Genomic DNA, 20024 nt, shown 5'->3' on the forward strand with positions numbered 1-20024 from the left:
TTCAACCCCTCGCAGGAGGTCATGGGTGGCTTCAGCCTGAAGACCGACGGCGAGTGGATCTGGCCGGACATCGCGGGTCACCTGGTGCGCGAACATCACTTCGCGGTACCGCCGGAGTTCGAGGAGCACACGGCCCGGCTCGGATTCACCGCCCCGGTGCTGACTCCTCAGGAAGTGGTGGACATCTTCCACGAGGTGAAGCCCGAACTCTGGTGAGCGGGGTTCGCTGATGAGCCTGTCGCCCAAGGCCTGGCATCGAACGGGGCCCGAACCTCCTCTGCGGGCGACCCGGTTCTCGTATAGCCACGGCTCCCCACGGCCCTTCACCATCAGCGCCCCGACCTGGCACTAGGACGACTCTAGGACGGCCGACGGACCCGCGCCCCTAACGTCACCGCAGTCGGAGTCACCGAAGACCAGGGGGTGGGCGATGCGCGCCGAATCACTGTCACGCCTGGCCAATCAGAGCCGGCTGCTCATGCCCCCTTCTGGACCCCGAAAGCCAGACACGATCATTCCGTCCACGGTCAAACCGATGCCCGGCCCCGACCCGGGCCAGGCCGCTCAAGTCAGGAGACAGCACTCATGCTCAAGCTCCGCAAGACTCGACGCGCTATCGCCCTCACCGCCGCCACCCTCGGTCTCGCCGGCGGCGCCGCCATCGGCGTTGGCGGCACCGCGCAGGCTGCCCCCAGCAGTTGCACCACCATCGACATCGGCAGCCCCGGCAACATCAACGTCGGCGGTGTGTACGCGGGCCAGGTTGAGCAGCAGTACGACGGCTGCGGCTATGTCCGCGCCCACTTCCAGTACTCCCACAACTACTGGCTCGGCCACAGCGGCACCGCCTGGTCGGCGCACCCGTGCGTGCAGACGCTGAACTACGTGGGACAGGCGTGCGCCAGCGGCGACACGGTCGACGGCCCGCAGGACGTGTATTCCGGATGGGTGCCCATTCACTCAGCGAACCCTGACACCTGGCAGGCGATCGTCACCATCCCCTACGGCTGCTCCCAGGCTGGCGGTTCCTGGCACGCCTACGCCAATGGCGCCAACTGGGGTGAGTACTCGTCGTGCTGACCCGTACGGCCAGTGGGGCCGAAGGGCCGTGAGGGTGCATCCAACCTCACCGCCGTGCGTCACCATCTGACTGACCGTTCACCGTGACAGCCTGCCCCGGACCGCTCCAGGGCAGGCCGTCACGCGCGGGAAGAGCTGCGCTGCCTGGCTGGCTTCGCGGTGCGCTCGGCGTACGCGGCGTCGACGTAGCGCATCGCGGCCGGGTAGGGCGGGATCCGAAAGCCGCGAGGTCGCCGCAGTGCCGGGCCAGTTGAACGGGTCGATCGGCGACTCGACGTTCATCAACGGCGCACCGGTCCATTGCCGCGGTGAGAGGGCCGCTGCTCCGCGCGCCCTCGACGGGGTCAGCCTCCCGAGCGGATCAGTCGGACCGTGTCCAGCAGGGTCTTGTGGGCGCCCGTCGAGTCGTCCAGGTAGCCGGCTGCCATCGCGCCGTCGTACAGCATCAGCAGTGCACCGGCGGCCGACTCGGGGTCGGTGTGGCCGAGCCGGGTGAGCAGGTCCTGAAAGGGGGTTCGGAAGCGCGCGCAATTCGGCGTGGTCCCGCCGACAGCCGACCTGAGCGCCTACCGGGCCGTGGTGGTACCCGAGACCACGCCGGTGGACGACGTCCTCGCGCAGCGCCTGCTCGCCTACCGGACGGCCGGCGGAGCCGTACCGCTGGTCGGGCCGGCGCTGCTCAAGAACGCCACCGAACCGGCCCTTCCCGGCCTCCTCCCGGTCGACGGGCTCGCCCCGGCACCGGCCGGTGAGGTCTTCCTCGCCTGCCAGGGCGTGCCCGGTGTCCGGGAGGACTTACCCGTCATCAGCCTCCGCGCGGGCGGGCCGGTCCACCTGGAGACCACGGTCGTACGGACGGACGGCGGCACCGTAGTGCACCTGGTCAGCTTCGTTCCGGCCCGGGAGACCCCGGAGCTGGACCTGGTGCACGACCCGTTCCCGCTCATCGACGTGCCCGTCGCGTCAAGCTCGACGGCGCGCCGCGCTCGGTGCGGCTGCAGCCCGCTGGGCAGGAGTTGCCCTGGCAGTACGACGGCGCGTACGTCCACGTGCGGGTCACCACCGCGGACGGCCACGCGATGGTCGTGGTCGAGCACGACTGACCACGCGCGGGTCTCGGGTCAACCGGTGGGCAGCAGGGTCGGATCGGCCATGATCCGGCGCACGGTCGTCAGCGCCGCGCCCAGCAGCGGCCCGCGTCGGCCCAGCGCGGAGGGGCGCAGTGCCTCCGAGGCCCAGGGCCGCACGGTGACCCGGGCGGCCAGTTCGGCGCGTACGGACGGGAGCAGCCAGTCGGCCAGTTCGGCGTAGGCACCGCCGAGGACGAGGCAGTCCGGGTCGATGAGTTCCACGGCGGACGCCAGGGCGAGGCCGAGGGCGCGCCCGGCGCCGTCCAGGGCCCGCAGGGTGGGCGCGTGCCCGGCGCCCGCCCGCTCGGCCAGCAGGGCGACCGCGTCGCCGTGCTGGCCGAGAGCGTCCCCGGCAAGGCCGGCTGCGCGCAGCACGGCCGCCTCGCCCGCGTACTGCTCAAGGCAGCCGCGGGCGCCGCAGGCGCAGCGGGGGCCGTCCGGCTGGACGGGAATGTGGCCGAGTTCGCCGGCGAAGCCGCGGGCCCCCCGGAACAGTCGGCCTTCGATGATCAGGGCAGCGCCGATGCCGGTCTCCGCGGAGACGTGCACGATGGTCTGCGCGGGCAGCTCGGCGCTCCAGTACTCGGCCAGCGCACCGAGGTTGGCCTCGTTCTCCGGCTCAGGCACGGTGTTCTGGTCGGGCCAGTGGTGGGCGAGGCGGATGCCGTGCCAGCCGAGGTTGGGCGCGCGCTCGACGAGGCCGCCGGGTTCGTTCGGCACCACCCCGGGCACGGCGAGGACGCGCCCCTGGACGCACAGCCCGAGGGCCGCTGCCTCGGCCTCCACTTCGGCGGCCAGCGCGGCGGCCTCCGCCAGTACCTGTCCGGCCGGGCGGCCCGCGTTGTCCCGTTCCACCCTGCGCCACAGCCGCGGCTCGCCGCGCAGGTCCGCCACGCACGCGCCGAGGTGGGTGGCGCCGATCTCCAGGCCGAGGCCCGCGGGGCCGCGGTCGCTGATGGTCAGTGCCCGGCCGGGGCGGCCGACCCGGCCGCTGGCGGTGGCCGGCGCCTCGTTCAGCGCGCCGCGTTCGATCAGTTCGTCGACCAGGGAGGAGACGGCCGCCCTGGTGAGGCCGACGCGTCCGGCGACGTCCGCGCGCGAGAGCGGGCTGTGCGCGCGGACCGCGCCAAGGACGACCGCGAGGTTCTGCCGGCGCATGTCCTGTTGCGAGGCCCGCCCGTTCTCCGCGCCCCTGTTCGTCCTGCCGACCACCGTCACGTGCCGTTTCTCCTACCGTGCTGTGGCCGGGGCGCCCTGCAAGGCCCCGGCCCGACGCAGGGTATCCCCGATCCGTTCGAGCGCGTCGTCGTCCTTGTCCACCGGCTCCAGGACCGGGCCCTGGGCCGTGCGCCAGCGGCGTGCCACGGCGTCGGCGCGCTCGCCGGTGAGCAGGGCGGCGGCCTGGGCGGCCGCGCCGAGCGCGACCAGTTCCTGGGCGGCGGGCACCTGGACCGCCCGGCCGGACAGCCGCAGGACGGTTTGCCGCCAGGCCCGGCCCTGGGCGCCGCCGCCGATCAGGAGCAGCGGCTCGTCGCCCGCCGGGTCCTCGCCGCCCGCGCGCAGTACGCCGTCCAGGGCGGCGAGCAGGGCGTGGGCGGCGCCGTCGTAGGCGGCCTGGAGCAGTTGCCCCGGGGTGGTGTCGTGGCGCAGCCCGTGGACGAGGCCGGAGGCGGCCGGCAGGTCGGGGGTGCGCTCGCCGTCCAGGTAGGGCAGGACGACCGCGGTGCCGCCGTCCTCGACCTCCTCGCGGCCGCGTCCCAGGAGAGCGGCGAAGCGGTCGACGGCGAGGGTGCAGTTGAGCGTGCAGGCAAGCGGCAGCCAGTCGCCGAGGGCGTCGGCGAAACCGGCGACGGTGCCGCTGGGGTCGGCGGGCCTGGTGCGGCCGACGGCGTAGACGGTCCCGGAGGTGCCCAGGCTGAGCACCGGCTGCCCGGGGAGCAGGCCGAGGCCGAGGGCGGCGGCCATGTTGTCGCCGGTGCCGGTGGCCACCAGCGCGCCCTGGCGCAGCGGCGTGCCGGGGCGGACGGTGCCGGCCCGCGCACCGGCCGGGAGGACCTGCGGCAGCAGACCCGGGTCGAGGCCGATGCGGGCCAGGATGTCCCGGTCGTAGCCGTCCGGGCCCCACCAGCCGGTTCCCGAGGCGTCGCCGCGGTCGGTGACCGCCTCGCCGGTCAGCCGCTCCGTCAGGAAGTCATGGGGAAGCCGTACGGCCGCGACCCGGTCCGCGGCGGCGGGCTCGTTGGCGCGCAGCCAGGCCCACTTGGCGGCGGTGAAGGCGGCGGTCGGGACGCTGCCGGTGCGGCGGGCGAGGTCCGCGGCGCCGACCGTGTCCCGCAGCTCGGCCGCCTGGGTCGCGGAGCGCACGTCGTTCCACAGCAGTGCCGGGCGGATCGGGGCTCCGGCCGCGTCGAGGGTGACCAGGCCGTGCTGCTGCCCGGCGATCGAGACGGCGCCCGCGCGCTCCGCGCAGCCTGTTCGGACCACGGCCTCTTCGAGCGCCTCCCACCACCGTTCGGGGTCGCTCTCGCGGCCGCCGTCCTCGCTGACGGTGTGCGCGGCGCGGCCCAGGCCGAGGACGGCGCCGGTGTCGATGTCGACGGCGACGGCCTTGGTGGACTGCGTCGAGCTGTCGACGCCGATCACGACACGCTGCTGAGCCATGCGTTCCTCCGGAGGGGGTTCCTTCTCGCGTTCCGGCATACTAATTTGTTGAGAGCCATTACAAACCATCTCCGCACGGATCCGGAGCCGCTCCATGTCCCGCGACCCGCTCGTTCCCAGCCCCGCGCACAAGTTCACCTTCGGCCTGTGGACCGTCGGCTGGCAGGGGCGCGACCCCTTCGGCGACGCCACCCGCCCCGCCCTCGACCCGGTCGAGACCGTCCAGCGGCTGGCCGAACTCGGCGCCTACGGCCTCACCTTCCACGACGACGACCTGATCCCGTTCGGCACCAGCGACGCCGGACGCGAGCAGGCCGTCAAGCGCTTCCGCACCGCGCTCGACGCCGCCGGGCTGAAGGTCCCGATGGCGACCACCAACCTGTTCACCCACCCGGTCTTCAAGGACGGCGCCTTCACCGCCAACGACCGCGCCGTACGCCGCTACGCGCTGCGCAAGACGATCCGCAACATCGACCTGGCCGCGGAGCTCGGCGCCTCCGTCTACGTCGCCTGGGGCGGCCGCGAGGGCGCCGAGTCCGGCGCGGCCAAGGACGTACGCACCGCACTCGACCGGCTCAAGGAGGCCTTCGACCTCCTGGGCGAGTACGTCGAGCAACAGGGTTACGACCTGCGCTTCGCGATCGAGCCCAAGCCCAACGAGCCGCGCGGCGACATCCTGCTGCCCACCGTCGGCCACGCCCTGGCGTTCATCAACGCGCTGGAGCGGCCCGACCGGGTCGGCGTCAACCCCGAAGTCGGCCACGAGCAGATGGCCGGGCTCAACTTCCCGCACGGCATCGCCCAGGCCCTATGGCACGGCAAGCTGTTCCACATCGACCTCAACGGCCAGTCCGGCATCAAGTACGACCAGGACCTGCGCTTCGGCGCGGGAGACCTGCGCCAGGCCTTCTGGCTGGTCGACCTGCTGGAGTCGGCCGGCTACGACGGCCCCCGCCACTTCGACTTCAAGCCCCCGCGCACCGAGGACTTCGACGGCGTCTGGGCCTCGGCGGCCGGCTGCATGCGCAACTACCTGCTGCTGGCCGAGCGCTCCCGCGCCTTCCGGGCCGACCCGGAGGTACAGGCGGCGCTCGCCGCCTCCCGCCTGCCCGAACTCGCCCTCCCCACGGCCGAGGACGGCCTGACCGGCCTCCTGTCGGACAACTCCGCCTTCGAGGAGTTCGACGTCGAGGCCGCCGCCGCCCGCGGCATGGCCTTCGAGCAGCTGGACCAGCTGGCCCTGGAACACCTCCTCGGCGCCCGCTGACCAAGTCCATGAGCCGGGGCACGCGTACAGCGCGCCCCGGCTCCGTACGAACGCTGCCGGGCAGGAAACAAACGACAAGCGCAACCATCCCGCGCGCCCCATACGGTGGCGCGCGGGATGGTTGCGTCGGGGTGCCGCCCTCAGACCGGGAAGGGAACCTCGGCCTCACCGGTGCCGGCGGGACTGACGTGCAGGGGGCCGTCCGGGCCGCCGATCCGCAGCCGCCAGGGATGCGGGCTGTCGGTGGTCACCCGCAGGCGGTCGCCCGTGCGGCGCACCTGGAAGCGGGCCGTCTCACCGGGACCTTCGGTGCGCGGGATCACGACGGTGCGCTCGGCGCCGTCGGCGAAGGCGTGCACCCGCAGCTCGACGCCTTCGGCCCAGGCGGAGACCGGATGCTGGTCGTCCGCCCCCAGCGGGATGACGGAGTCGGGGCGGGCGAGCAGCGGCAGGGTGTGGAAGCCGTGCTGTTCGCGTATCCAGCGCGGACCGGTGACCTCCTCGCCGGTCAGGATCCTCGTTGTACAGGTGGGTGTAATAGTTGTGCATCCGCTGCGGGTCGGAGCCGTCGTGCCAGACCCCCTAGGTGGGGACGCGCTCGCCGAAGTCGGTCTTGAAGCAGTCCACGCCGACGGCCAGCAGGCGCGCAGCTTGCCCTGGTACCAGTCGCAGGCCGCGGGGTTCGGGATACCGCGCTCGGCCATGCCGCCGACGAAGCGGTTGACGGTCGCCTCGTCGTAGTCGGTGGTGAAGGAGGTGGTCAGCCACAGGCCGATCGCCCAGGCCGGGGGCAGCGCCGGGCGGCCGGTGAGCGCGGTGTAGCGCTCCAAGATCCGTTTGGGGGTCGGGCCGTGGACGACGAAGTACTCCAACGACTGGTCCTCGACGCTGAACTGCACCTGGCCGACGGACTCGGAGCCGATCTCGTGGCTGACCTTCCCCGGATGGTTGACGAAGACGCCGTAGCCCCGGTTGGTCAGATGGAACGGGATGTTCTTGTAGGCCTGCTCGCTGCTGGTGCCGCCGTCCGCCTGCCCCATGTCGACCACCTGGCCGTTGCGGACGAAGGGAGTGAACCACTCCCCCAGGCCGTAGACCAGCTCGCCGACGCCCAGGGAGAGTTGACCGAGCGTGTGGTGGCGGCCGTCGGCGCCGGTGGCGAACCCGGTGCCGCGCTCGCCCACCGAGTTCAGCACCCGGCCGCCGGCGCTGAACTCCAGCTGCCACGGCTCGGCGGTGTCCACCCGCAGCGTCAGTTCGCCGGCACGTCGTGCGCTGAACGGCACCCCTCTCGCACCCATACGACCCGAGGAGCACGTCTTGCACAGCCGGACGATCACGAACACACCCGTCGCACTGACCGAACCAGGCTTCGGCGCCGCCGTCATAGGCAACTTGTACAGGGCCACCCCGTCCGAGGACGCGGCAGCGGCCGTCACAGCGGCCTGGGAGGCGGGTATCCGGTACTTCGACGCCGCGCCCCATTACGGTCTCGGCCTGTCCGAAGTACGCCTTGGCGCCGCACTGCGGGGTCGCCCGCGCGACGAGTACGTCGTCTCCTCCAAAGTCGGCCGGCTGCTCGTGCCCCATGGGGCGCCGCGCGGCGTCGACACCGAGGGCTTCGCCGTTCCCGACCACCTGCGCCGCCGGTGGGATTTCAGCCGCGACGGCGTCCTGCGCTCCATCGAGGACACCCTCGCCCGCACGGGCCTGGACCGCCTCGACATCGTCTACCTGGACGACCCCGACGACCATTGGCGCCAAGCCTCCGATGAGGCCATGCCGACGCTCGCGGAGCTGCGCGACCAGGGTGTGATCGGCGCGATCGGCGCCGGGATGAACCAGTCGGCCATGCTGGCCCGCTTCCTGCGCGAGACCGCCGCCGACGTGGTGATGCTCGCCGGCCGCTACACGCTCCTGGACCAGTCGGCACTGGACGACGTCCTGCCCGCCGCGCGGGAACACGGCAAGAGCGTCGTCGCGGTCGGCGTCTTCAACTCCGGCCTGCTCGCCCTCGACCGGCCCGCCCAGGGCATGAAGTACGACTACCAGGACGCCCCACCGGACCTCGTCGCCCGCGCCCAAGACATCGCCGAGATCTGCGAGGCGCACGGCACCACCCTGCCCGCCGCCGCCATCGCCTTCCCGTACACCCACCCCAGTATCATCAACGTCACCCTGGGCATGCGGAATCCGGAGCAGGTCGAACGGAACGTGGATCTCCACCGTCGGCGCATCCCGGAGGGCCTGTGGGAGGATCTTCGCACCCATGGACTCATCAGGTGGGACGCACCGACGGAGAACGGTCACGGAAGGAGTTCGTAGTGTCCCTGACGGACAAGGCCATCGAGCGGATCCGTGAACTGATCCGCACCGGTGCACTGCCTCCGGGCTCGAAGCTGCCGCCCGAGCAGGACCTGGCAGACCAGCTGGGCCTGTCCCGCAACCTGGCCCGCGAGGCGGTCAAGGCGCTGGCCGTCGCACGGGTCCTGGAGGTCCGCCGGGGCGACGGCACCTACGTCACCAGCCTGCAGCCCAGCCTGCTCCTGGAGGGACTGGGCAGCGCGGTCGAACTCCTCCAGGGGGACTCGGCCGCCCTGCTGGACCTCATGGAGGTACGGCGGCTCCTCGAACCGCTCGCCACCGCGCTGGCGGCGACGCGGATCTCCGACGAGCAGTTGGCCGAGGTGAAACAGCACCTGGACGCCATGCGCGAGGCGCGCGAGGACGTCGAGCAACTCAACGCCCACGACGCCTCCTTCCATCGTGCCGTCGTCGCGGCCACGGGCAACGAGACCCTGCTCACCCTCCTCGAAGGCATCTCCGGACGTACGCTGCGCGCGCGCATCTGGCGCGGCCTGGTCGACGGCCAGGCCGCGGACCGGACCCTCGCCGAGCACGAGGCGATCTTCGCGGCGCTCTCGGACCGCGATGCCGCACTCAGCCAGGCCGCCGCGCTGCTGCACGTGAGCCACACCGAGCAGTGGCTGCGCGAACATCTGCGCAACGCCGAAGCCGTACGGGATGCTCTTCCTTCGACCGGGAAGCACGGCTGAGCCAAAGACCGCTTTCGCAGCGATCCATCCCATGAAAGCGCTTCGACGCTGATGTAGTTGAGGTACGACCGGTTCAGAGATAGAGGGCGCCAGGGTGATCCGGCCCCGGCCCTCGAACGCAGCTGCGCACCCCGCCGCGCCGCACGCCACGAGGGCCGACCACCGCCCACCTGCCGCCACACCGGACCTGCTCGACCGCACTGATCTGTAGAAATCAGCCATCGAATCGAATCCGCGCCAAGGTTCCTGGCAAGCGGGATACCTCCCTTGACAGCCCACAGAGATGGGACCACTGTCTCCCCCCGAAACCTCTCTGCAACCCCACTGCACAGAACGGCACCTTCAAGCGCTTCCGGCTCGCCAGCACCCGGAGCGTCACCGCCGACGACAGGGCCACGTCCTGCAACCAGTACAACCGCCTGGCGTCGACAGCGGCTTGCCCACCGGCGGGCCCGTTCACCGCACCCACTGTCCCCACCAGTGAGGAACGCTGATGAAGAAGTACTCCGCACTCCTGGCCGCGGCACTGACGGCCGCGCTCGGCGTGGGCGCCACAGCGCCCGCAGAAGCCGCCACCAGCACCGAGGCGCCCTCCGCCGCCGCACCCGCCGCCTTACGGCTGATGCCGTTGGGCGACTCAATCACCTGGGGCGTCGGCAGCCCGTCCGGCAACAGCTACCGGGACTTCCTGCGCGGCCAGCTGGCCGCCGAGGGGCACTCCCTCGACTTCGTCGGCTCGGGCCGCAACGGCACCATGTCCGACCCGGACAACGAGGGCCACTCCGGCTGGCGGATCGACCAGATCGCCGGCATCGCGGACTCCGTGCTGGCCCGCTACCGGCCGAACGTGGTCACCCTGGAGATCGGCACCAACGATCTGAACGGCGGTTATCAGATCCCGACCGCCGCCGACCGGCTCCGCGCGCTCATCGACCAGATCACCCGCGCCGCACCCGACGCGACCGTCCTCGTCGGCACCGTCATCGTCTCCACCAGCCCCACCGAAGAGGCCTACCGGCCCGCGTTCAACGCCAAGCTCCCCGCGATCGTCCAGGCCGAGCAGGCCGCCGGCAAGCACGTACGCCTGGTCGACATGAGCGCTCTGACCGCGGCGGACCTGTCCGACTCCCTGCACCCCAACGACAGCGGCTTCCTCAAGATGGCGGACGCCTTCAACACCGGGGTCCAGGCAGCGGACGCGGCGGGCTGGATCAAACCACCGGTTCCCGTGGGCGGGCAACTGCGCTCCGGAGTCGCGGGGAAGTGCCTGGACGTCAACGGCGGCAACAGCGCCAACGGGACCGCCGTGCAGCTCTGGTCCTGCAACGGCTCCGACGCGCAGCTCTGGTCCGCGTACTCCGACGGCACCCTGCGGGCGCTCGGGAAGTGTCTCGACGCCACCGGCCTCGGCACCGCCAACGGCACGAAGATCCAGATCTGGGACTGCAACGGCGGCACCAACCAGCAGTGGCAGGCCTACAACGGGGGCTATCGCAACCCCGTCTCCGGCCGTTGCCTCGACGACCCCGGCGGGTCGACCGCCGACGGCACGCAACAGGTCCTGTGGGACTGCAACGGCGGCGTAAATCAGCAATGGACCACTCTGCCGGTCTTCTGAACTCCGTGACTTGGCAGCGCCACGGCTCCGTCCCGTGATCGGTGCCTCTCTCCCCAGTGCTCCCTGCTTCTCCCCCACGCACAAGGAGTGATCCCCCATGTCCTGGCTCAGCAAGGAGCCCCGTCTCCGCAGGACCCTGGTCTCGGCCGCCGGTCTGACCGTCGGCACCGCACTGGCCCTGGCCGGAACAGTGGCCCCACAGGCCCATGCGGCTCCCGGCACGCTCGGTGCGGCCGCCGCCGCCAACGGCCGCTATTTCGGCACGGCCGTGGCTGCCGGGAGGCTCAGCGACGCGACGTACTCCACGATTCTCGACCGGGAGTTCAACATGATCACCCCGGAGAACGAGATGAAGTGGGACACCACCGAGCCCTCACGCGGCAACTTCAACTTCGGCCCGGCCGACGGGATAGTCAGCCACGCCACCGCGCACGGTCAGCGGATGCGCGGCCACACGCTGGTGTGGCACTCGCAGCTGCCCGGCTGGGTCAACAGCATCAGGGACGCGAACACGCTGCGCGGTGTGATGAACAACCACATCACCAGCGAGATGAACCACTTCAAGGGCAAGATCTACGCCTGGGACGTGGTCAACGAGGCCTTCGCCGACGGCTCCACCCAGCACCGCAGCTCGGTGTTCCAGAACGTGCTCGGCAACGGCTTCATCGAGGAGGCGTTCCGCACCGCGCGGGCCGCCGACCCGTCGGCCAAGCTCTGCTACAACGACTACAACATCGAGAACTGGACCGACGCCAAGACGCAGGGCGTCTACGCGATGGTGAAGGACTTCAAGTCGCGCGGCGTGCCCATCGACTGCGTCGGCCTCCAGAGCCACTTCGGCGCCGGCGGCCCGCCGGCGAGCTTCCGGACCACCCTGTCCAACTTCGCCGCCCTCGGGGTCGACGTCCAGATCACCGAACTCGACATCGCCCAGGCACCGCCGACCGCCTACGCCAACACGGTCCAGGCGTGCCTGAACGTCGCCCGCTGCACCGGCCTCACCGCGTGGGGGATCAGGGACACCGACTCGTGGCGGCCGGGGGAGAACCCGCTGCTGTTCGACGGCAACGGCAACAAGAAGTCGGCCTACGGCGCCACCCTGTCCGCACTGGGCGGCAGCACCGGCAATCCCGGGGGCATCGTCTCGGGCACGGTGTACTCGCTGGGCAGTGTGGCCGCCTCCCGGGTGCTGGATGTTCCGGGCGGTCAGACGGCGAACGGCACCCCTGTGCAGGTCTGGGATGCCAACGGCGGTGCGAACCAGCAGTGGCGGGCGGATCAGAACGGCGACGGCTCGTACACGCTGACGAACATCGGCAGCGGGCGGGTCCTGGACGAGCCGGGCGATCAGACGGGCAACGGCACCCGCATGCAGATCTGGGACGGCCACAGCGGTGCGAACCAGCACTGGCGGGCGAGCCAGAACGGCGACGGCTCGTACACCTTGACCAACGTCGCTTCCGGGCGGGCGCTGGATGTCCCCGCAGGGCAGAGCGCCAACGGGACCCCTGTCCAGGTCTGGGACTCCAGCGGCGCCGCCAACCAGCACTGGAACTTCAGGTGAGGTGAGGCAGCAGCCCACCGCTCGCCCCGGCCCCGTGTCGCGGCAGGCGCACACGGGCGACCGACTCCCCCGACGGAACAAGGAGAACCAGTTGAGAGCCAAATCCCTCGTCATGCCCTTTGTGGCCGCAGCACTTCTCGTCATGACCGCCGCCGGAACGGCACTGAGCAGCAGCCCGGACGCGGGCAGGTCGCCCACCAGTGTCAGCGCCGCCGCACCGACCACCGGATGCGGCAAGGCTCCGACCCTGACCAGCGGTACGCACACGATCTCCAGCAGCGGCCAGAACCGCGGCTACATCCTCCGGGTGCCCGCCAACTACGACCAGAACCACCCCTACCGGCTGGTGTTCGGCTTCCACTGGCTGGGCGGCACCGCCAACGAGGTCGACTCGGGCGGAACCGACGGCTACAACTGGTCCTACTACGGACTCAGGCGGCTGGCGGACGGCGCGAACAACAGCACGATCTTCGTGGCACCCCAGGGCATCAACAACGGCTGGGCGAATTCAGGCGGTCAGGACCTGACCTTCGTCGACGACATGGTCCGCCAGCTCGAGACGGGCCTGTGCATCGACACCACGCAGCTCTTTTCCACGGGATTCAGCTACGGCGGTGCCATGTCGTACGCACTCGCCTGCGCCCGGGCGACGGTCTTCCGCGCGGTCGCGGTCTACTCCGGCGCGAACCTCAGCGGGTGCGCCGGCGGCACCCAGCCCATCGCGTACATGGGGCTCCACGGCCTCCGGGACAACGTGCTGCCCATCTCCTCGGGACGGGCGCTGCGCGACACGTTCGCCAAGGCCAACGGCTGCACCCAGCAGAACCCGCCCGAGCCGGCGTACGGCAGCCTGACGCACATCGTCACCGCCTACTCCGGTTGCAGGACCGGGTATCCGGTCGTGTGGGCCGCGTTCGACGGAGCCGGTCACGACCCCGGCCCGATAGACGGGTCCACCGGTGACGGCTGGCGCACCTGGACCTCGGGAGAGGTATGGAAGTTCTTCTCGCAGTTCAAGTCGACGACCACTCCCCCACGCCCACCGGCAAGCAGCTCATGGTCTAGGGCGACAAGCGTCTGGGCGCCGCGGACGAACACGGAACCCCGGTGAGTCGCGGTCACAACTCCCGTACCGCCCGCACCTGTTGACGACTCCTCCGCACATCACTACTGTCCGCCTCAAATCTTCGATCCATCGACCCACGTTCGGTATTTCGAATCTTGGGAGCGCTCCCAGTCCCCCACGTCACCCACCGCGTCCGCCGGGATGCCCACTAGCGCTTCCAGTCCCAGGGCGGCCAGCAGCAGACCCCCGGCGCACCGGCGACCGCAACGACGAAGGAGATGCAGATGACGCGCAAGCGCTCACCCCGCACGACCGCCTGGCGAAGGCGCGGCAGGCGAAGCACGGTGCTCGGCACGGTAACCGTCCTGCTGGCGGGGCTCCTGGCCGCCCTCGGCGCGACCGGAATGGCGCGGGCCGCCACCGTGGATCCGAACGCGTGGTACGTGCTGGTCAACCGGGGCAGCGGGAAGGCCCTGGAGGTGTCCGGCGCGGCCACCGGCGACGGCGCACGCCTCACCCAGGCGACCCGCACCGACGGGGCCCAGCAGCGGTTCCAGTTCGTCGACTCGGGCGACGGCTACTACCGGCTGCGGGCCCAGCACTCGAACAAGGTGCTGGACGTCTACTCCCACTCCACCGCCGACGGGGCGGACATCGTGCAGTGGAGCGACCACAACGGCACCAACCAGCAGTTCCGGCTCGCCGATTCACCGGACGGCCACGTCCGGCTGATCAACCGCAACAGCGGCAAAGCCGTCGAGGTACAGGGCGGCTCCACCGCGGACGGCGCCAAGGTCGTGCAGTACGCCGACTGGGGCGGAGCCAACCAGCAGTGGCAACCGGTCCGCGTCGGTTCCGGCGGCGGCTCTCTGCCGTCGACGTTCCGCTGGTCCTCCAGCGGCGTGCTGGCCGGTCCGAAGCCGGACGCCCAGCATCCGCAGACACTGGCGATCAAGGACTTCTCGGTCATCCGGTACAACAACCAGTGGCTGACCTACGCGACGACCGCCAGCCCGTCCGGCTGGGGTCTGGTGCAGTTCGCCTTCAACGACTGGTCCCAGGCGGCCTCCGCGCCGCACACCTACCTCGACACCTCGCCCATGGGCCCCGGTTACCGGGCCGCGCCACAGGTGTTCTACTTCGCGCCGCAGAACCTGTGGTACATGGTCTACCAGACCGGTCCGCCCACCTACTCCACCAGCACCAACCCCGCCGACCCGCACTCCTGGTCCGCGCCGCGCACCTTCATCTCCCAGGAGCCGCCGATCGTCACCCAGAACAAGGGCCCCGGCACCTGGATCGACTTCTGGGTCATCTGCGACACGTCCGACTGCCACCTGTTCTTCAGCGACGACAACGGCCACGTCTACCGCGCCCACACCAGCCTGGCGAACTTCCCGAACGGCTTCACGGACACCCACATCGTCCTGTCGGACAGCCGGTTCAACCTGTTCGAGGCGAGCAACGTGTACAAGGTTGCCGGACGCGACCAGTACCTGCTCGTCCAGGAGGCCATCGGCTCCTCCGGCCGACGCTACTTCCGCTCCTTCACCTCCCCCTCGCTCACCGGCAGCTGGACCCCCTTGGCCGCCACCGAGAACGAACCCTTCGCCGGCCGCGCCAACGTCACCTTCCCCGGCGGCGCCTGGACACAGGACATCAGCCACGGCGAGATGGTCCGCGCCGGCAACGACCAGAGCCTCACCATCGATCCGTGCCGCCTCCAGTACGTCTACCAGGGCATGGACCCCAACGCCGGGGGCGACTACCTCCGCCTGCCCTGGCGCATGGGACTGCTCACCCAGACCAACTCCCCCTGCTGACCCCGCCGACGCCCCGGAGCCGCTCATGCCCCCCACCGCTTCGTCACGCCATCCCAGACGCCTCGCCGCCGCCGCGCTGACGGGTTCCCTCCTGATCGGCGGCCTGCTGTCCGCGCCCGCCTCGGCCGCCGCCACCTCCGCGGCGGCGACCACGGCCGTGCGCGTCAACCAGTTCGGCTATCTGCCGGACGGCCCCAAGCGCGCCACCGTCGTCACCACCGCCGCCCAGTCGCTCGCCTGGCAGCTGCGCAACGCCTCCGGGACGGTCGTCGCCTCGGGGGCGACCGCCCCGCGCGGCGCGGACGCCCCCTCCGGCCAGTCCGTCCAGGTGGCCGACTTCTCCTCGTACCGGGGGTCCGGCTCGGGATACGTCCTGGCGGTGGACGGCAGCGGCAGCGTGCCCTTCGACATCCGCGCGAACCTGTACGACACGCTGCGCTCCGACGCGATGGCGTTCTTCTACCACCAGCGCAGCGGCATCCCCATCGACGCCTCTCTGGTGGGCTCCGCCTACGCCCGCCCGGCCGGACACCTCGGCGTCGCACCCAACAAGGGCGACACGTCCGTGCCGTGCCAGGCCACCGTGTGCGACTACACCCAGGACGTCAGGGGCGGTTGGTACGACGCGGGCGACCACGGCAAGTACGTGGTCAACGGGGGCATATCCACCTGGCTGATGGTCAACTCCTTCGAGCGGGCCAAACGCGCGGGCGGGCAGGCGGCCCTGGGAGATTCGACCCTGCGCGTCCCCGAGCGCGGCAACGGCATACCCGACGTCCTCGACGAGGCGCGCTGGGAGCTGGACTTCCTGATGCGGATGCAGGTGCCCGAGGGCAAGCCGTACGCGGGCCTGGCGTTCCACAAGGTCCACGACGCGGCCTGGACCGGCATGCCGCTCCGCCCCGACCAGGACGCCCAGGCGCGCGAGCTGCACCGCCCGTCCACGGCGGCGACCCTCAACCTCGCGGCGGCCGCCGCGCAGTGCGCCCGGGTCTTCCGGCCGTACGACGCCGCGTTCGCCGACCGCTGCCTGTCGGCCGCCCGCCGGGCCTGGCGGGCAGCCCAGTCCAACCCGGCCCTGTACGCGCCCGATGCCGACAGCACGGGCGGCGGCGCCTACGGCGACACCCAGGTCACCGACGAGTTCTACTGGGCGGCGGCCGAGCTGTACGCCACGACCGGCGAGAGCGGCTACCGGGACGCGGTCACCTCCTCCACCTGGCACACCTCCCCGACCGCCTTCTCCGCCTACGGCTTCGGCTGGGCGGACACGGCCGCCCTCGGCCGCCTCACCCTGGCCACCGTCCCCAACGGGCTGCCCGCCACGGACCTGGCCCGCGTCCGCTCCTCGGTGACCTCCGCCGCCGACGGCTACCTGTCCCGGATGGCCGCCCAGGGGTACGCGGTGCCCGTCCCGGTGGACGGCTACTTCTGGGGCTCCAACGGAGAGGTCGCGGGCGACGCGGTCGTCATGGCCGTCGCCGGGGAGCTGACGGGCGACGGCCGCTACCGCACGGGCGCGCTGGAGACCATGGACTACCTGCTCGGCCGCAACGCCCTGGGCCAGTCCTACGTATCCGGCTACGGCACGACGTCCTCGCAGAACCAGCACCACCGCTTCTGGGCCCACCAGTTGGACGCCTCGCTGCCCCATCCCCCGGCGGGGTCGCTCGCGGGCGGTCCCGACAGCGGGCTCCAGGATCCGGTGGCGAAGGAGAAGCTGCCGGGCTGCGCGCCCGCCGCCTGCTACGTCGACGACATCGGCTCGTACTCGACCAACGAGGTGGCGGTCAACTGGAACGCCCCGCTGGCCTGGCTGGCCGCCTACGCCGCCGAGCGGACCTCCACCGGCGAACCCCCCACCGGTGCCTGCACGGTGACCTACCGCAGCGACAACGTCTGGAGCACCGGCTTCACCGCGACCGTCACGGTCAAGAACACCAGCCCCACCGCTGTGGACGGCTGGCAGCTGCACTGGACCTACCCGGGCGAGCAGCGCGTCACCAGCGCCTGGAACGCGACCGTCACCCAGAACGGCGCCGCGGTCGTCGCCCGCGACGCCGGTTGGAACCGGACCATCGCCCCCGGCACGACAGTGAGCTTCGGAGTCCAGGGAACACACACCGGGACCACTCCCCCGCCCACGGCCTTCAGCCTGAACGGGAGCACCTGCACCTGATCCACGGTCGGCCGGGCCGGGGCGCACCAGAGCGCACCGGCCCGGCCGCCGCCGTACCACCCGACCGTGTCACGCACCTTCCGGGAGGACCCCATGCGCAGACTCCTCACCTGCCTGACCACTACGGCAGTCGCTCTCGCCGGACTCACCGCGCTGGCGCCGCCGTCGGCGGCCGCCGACTCGGGCACCTTCAGCGTGCTCACCTACAACGTCGCCGGACTCCCCGAGGTCCTCTCCAGCGCCCCGACGCCGCGCGAGCCCAGCACGACGGAGATCGGCCGGCGCATCGCCCCGTACGACATCGTCCACGTCCAGGAGGACTTCAACTACCACGCCCGCCTGTACGCGGCCGACACCGCCCACACCCACCGCACTCCCACCAGCGGAGGGGCGGGCATCGGCAGCGGGCTCAACACCCTGTCGAAGGCCCCCTACGACGAGGACGACTTCGCCAGGGTGCGCTGGAAGTCCTGCCAGTACGACTCGGGCGACTGTCTGACCCCCAAGGGCTTCACCTTCAACCGGGAGCGCCTCGCCGAAGGCGTGTACGTGGACTTCTACAACCTCCACACCAACGCCGGCACCAACAAAGGAGACCTCGCGGCCCGTGCGGACAACCTGAACCAGCTCACCGCCTTCATCAAAACCCACTCGGCGGGCAACGCGGTGGTCGTCATGGGCGATACGAACACCCGCTACACCCGCACCGGCGACACCATCGCCGAGTTCGCCGCCGCCAACGGCCTCACCGACGCCTGGGTCGAGCGCATCCGCGGCGGCGTCCCGCCCGCCAAGGGCAGCGACGCCCTCGTCTGCGACCAGTCACAGCCGACGGTGCCCAACACCTGCGAGGTCGTGGACAAGGTGCTGTACCGCGGCAGCACACTCGTCTCCCTGAACGCCACGTCCTACGCCAACGAGCACGCCGCCTTCCTCTCCGCAGGCGGACTCATGCTCTCCGACCACGACCCCATCACGGTGGGCTTCGCCTGGAGCCGCAACCCCGCCTTCCGGCTGAGCGACCCGTTCGGCGGACCCCACGGGGACTACTTCAACGACATCGACAGCATCCCCGCCAACGCCCGCGTCACCACCGTCGCCCTGGGCTCCGGCTCCCGGATCGACCGTATGAGCATGACCCTGGACAACGGCACCGCACTCACCCATGGCGGCACCGGCGGTACGGCGTCCGCGCTGACGCTCGCCACCGGTGAGTATGTGACCACCGCGAACCTGTGCCGGGCCCAGAAGGACGGCCGTACACGGATCTCCTCCGCCAGGTTCACGACGAACCTCGGCCGCACGCTCGCCGGTGGCTCCACCACTTCCGACTGTGTCACCCACAGCGCGCCTCCCGGCTGGCAGATCACCGGGTTCCACGGCCGCTCGGGCGACGAGGTCGACAAGACCGGCTTCATCGACACCCCGCGCTGACGCCCACCGCCGCCCCCGGCTTTCGCCGCGGCCGTGGGCGTCCTCGTTCGCCAGGCGTTCAGCGGGTCATGCCGCCGTGAGCGCCTGGCGGATCGCGTCGTAGGCCGGTTTGTGCCGGAGGTTCTCGTCCCACGGCAGGGCCGCGCCCTCGCCCGGGAAGGTGCTCGGGATCCACGAGTGCCGGTCGGAGTAGCCCCAGACCGTGATGCCCACGCACCGCTTTACGGCGAGGCAGGCGCCGGTGACCCTCCCGTACCAGTCGGCCTGCTGGGCCAGCTTCGCCGTGTCGGCGGGCAGGGCCATCCGGATGTCGAGTTCGGTCAGCGCGACGTCGACGCCGAGGTCGGCGAAGCGCTGGACGTTCTGCGGCAGCCGGCCCGGGAAGCCGTACTGCAGCGCGAGGTGGGCCTGCATCCCGAAGCCGTCGACGGGCACCCCGTCGGCCTTGAGCCGCTTGATCAGCGTGTAGTACGCGTCGGACTTCGCGCCGATGTCCTCGACGTTGTAGTCGTTGAGGTACAGCTTGGCCTTGGGGTCGGCGGCGCGGGCCCAGCGCAGGGCGTCGGCGATGTATCCGGGGCCCAGCGTGCGGTAGAAGAGGTTCTCGCGGTAGGTGCCGTCCTCGCTCATGATCTCGTTGGCGACGTCCCAGGCGAAGACCTTGCCGCGGTAGTGCTTCACGACCTGTGTGATGTGGTTCTTGAGGATGGCGCGCAGTTCGTCGGCGGTCCAGGTGCCGGAGGTGAGCCAACCGGGCAGTTGGCTGTGCCACAGCAGGGTGTGGCCGCGGACCTTGAGGTGGTGGGCGCGGGCGTAGGAGACGATCTCGTCCCCGGCGGTGAAGTCGAACACCCCGCGCCGGGGTTCGGTCGCGTACCACTTCATGCCGTTGCCGGGAGTGGTGGTGCCGAACTCGCGGCCGAGCAGATCGGCGTACGCGGCGTCGGTGAGCTCCGGGTTGTCGACGGCCGAGCCGAAGTACCGGCCGTGCCGGCGGGCCAGCTCGTCAAGGGTGGTCGCCCGGTGCCGGTCGGGGCTCGCGGCGTCGGCGGCCGGAGCGGCCGCAAGTCCGAGTAAGAGGGCCGCGCAGGCGGCGAGGGCGGATGACCTGATACGGGAACGACGTGCGGGTGCGCGCATGAGGCG

General features: G+C 71.2%; 12 protein-coding genes and 4 pseudogenes. 11 read left to right on the forward strand and 5 right to left on the reverse strand.

Annotated elements, in window-relative coordinates:
- Both IE252_RS30650 and IE252_RS30655 read left to right on the forward strand, forming a co-directional pair.
- Positions 1 to 216, forward strand: a pseudogene (locus tag IE252_RS30650) (hypothetical protein); the annotation flags it as partial.
- Between the two features lie 369 nt (positions 217 to 585).
- Positions 586 to 1080, forward strand: coding sequence for a hypothetical protein (locus IE252_RS30655; RefSeq protein ID WP_190092682.1), 495 nt, complete (start codon positions 586 to 588; stop codon positions 1078 to 1080).
- A 1121-nt stretch (positions 1081 to 2201) separates the two neighbouring features.
- Here IE252_RS30655 and IE252_RS30665 read toward each other — a convergent pair.
- Complete coding sequence (locus IE252_RS30665; RefSeq protein ID WP_190092809.1) at positions 2202 to 3368, reverse strand: ROK family transcriptional regulator; 1167 nt, start codon at positions 3366 to 3368, stop codon at positions 2202 to 2204.
- Between the two features lie 72 nt (positions 3369 to 3440).
- A complete protein-coding gene (xylB, locus tag IE252_RS30670; RefSeq protein ID WP_190092683.1) occupies positions 3441 to 4871 on the reverse strand; it encodes a xylulokinase in 1431 nt (476 codons plus the stop codon).
- 94 nt (positions 4872 to 4965) lie between these two features.
- On the opposite strand from xylB, the gene xylA reads away from it, so the two are divergent.
- Positions 4966 to 6138: a xylose isomerase gene (gene xylA / locus IE252_RS30675; RefSeq protein ID WP_190092684.1), complete on the forward strand. Its 1173-nt coding sequence runs from the start codon at positions 4966 to 4968 to the stop codon at positions 6136 to 6138.
- Positions 6139 to 6278: 140 nt separating this feature from the next.
- Here xylA and IE252_RS44600 read toward each other — a convergent pair whose 3' ends face one another.
- Positions 6279 to 6677: a hypothetical protein gene (locus IE252_RS44600; RefSeq protein WP_506417296.1), complete on the reverse strand. Its 399-nt coding sequence runs from the start codon at positions 6675 to 6677 to the stop codon at positions 6279 to 6281.
- Positions 6655 to 7403 (reverse strand): annotated as a pseudogene (locus tag IE252_RS30680) (hypothetical protein); the annotation flags it as partial. The pseudogene IE252_RS30680 and the gene IE252_RS44600, both read right to left, overlap by 23 nt.
- Before the next feature lie 55 nt (positions 7404 to 7458).
- On the opposite strand from IE252_RS30680, the gene IE252_RS30685 reads away from it, so the two are divergent.
- From IE252_RS30685 to IE252_RS30720, 8 genes and pseudogenes are all read left to right on the forward strand, one after another.
- Complete coding sequence (locus tag IE252_RS30685) at positions 7459 to 8463, forward strand: aldo/keto reductase (RefSeq protein WP_190092685.1); 1005 nt, start codon at positions 7459 to 7461, stop codon at positions 8461 to 8463.
- The gene (locus IE252_RS30690; protein ID WP_190092686.1) at positions 8463 to 9194 is read left to right on the forward strand and encodes a FadR/GntR family transcriptional regulator; all 732 of its coding nucleotides are present in this window, start codon (positions 8463 to 8465) and stop codon (positions 9192 to 9194) included. Before IE252_RS30685 ends, IE252_RS30690 begins: the two co-directional genes overlap by 1 nt.
- A gap of 493 nt (positions 9195 to 9687) precedes the next feature.
- A complete protein-coding gene (locus tag IE252_RS30695; protein ID WP_190092687.1) occupies positions 9688 to 10812 on the forward strand; it encodes an SGNH/GDSL hydrolase family protein in 1125 nt (374 codons plus the stop codon).
- A gap of 97 nt (positions 10813 to 10909) precedes the next feature.
- Positions 10910 to 12373: pseudogene (locus IE252_RS30700) on the forward strand (glycoside hydrolase family 10 protein); the annotation flags it as partial.
- A gap of 115 nt (positions 12374 to 12488) precedes the next feature.
- Positions 12489 to 13415 (forward strand): annotated as a pseudogene (locus IE252_RS30705) (CE1 family esterase); the annotation flags it as partial.
- Positions 13416 to 13726: 311 nt separating this feature from the next.
- Positions 13727 to 15265: a non-reducing end alpha-L-arabinofuranosidase family hydrolase gene (locus IE252_RS30710; RefSeq protein ID WP_190092689.1), complete on the forward strand. Its 1539-nt coding sequence runs from the start codon at positions 13727 to 13729 to the stop codon at positions 15263 to 15265.
- Positions 15266 to 15290: 25 nt separating this feature from the next.
- Positions 15291 to 17444 (forward strand): glycoside hydrolase family 9 protein, encoded by a 2154-nt coding sequence (locus tag IE252_RS30715; RefSeq protein WP_190092690.1) that lies wholly within the window; start codon positions 15291 to 15293, stop codon positions 17442 to 17444.
- A 93-nt stretch (positions 17445 to 17537) separates the two neighbouring features.
- A complete protein-coding gene (locus IE252_RS30720) occupies positions 17538 to 18878 on the forward strand; it encodes a jacalin-like lectin (protein ID WP_190092810.1) in 1341 nt (446 codons plus the stop codon).
- Positions 18879 to 18944: 66 nt separating this feature from the next.
- Here IE252_RS30720 and IE252_RS30725 read toward each other — a convergent pair whose 3' ends face one another.
- Complete coding sequence (locus tag IE252_RS30725; RefSeq protein WP_190092691.1) at positions 18945 to 20018, reverse strand: endo-1,4-beta-xylanase; 1074 nt, start codon at positions 20016 to 20018, stop codon at positions 18945 to 18947.
- Between the last annotated feature and the right edge of the window lie 6 nt (positions 20019 to 20024).

The sequence above is a fragment of the Streptomyces melanogenes genome (genome assembly GCF_014649795.1).
Lineage (GTDB): Bacteria > Actinomycetota > Actinomycetes > Streptomycetales > Streptomycetaceae > Streptomyces > Streptomyces noboritoensis.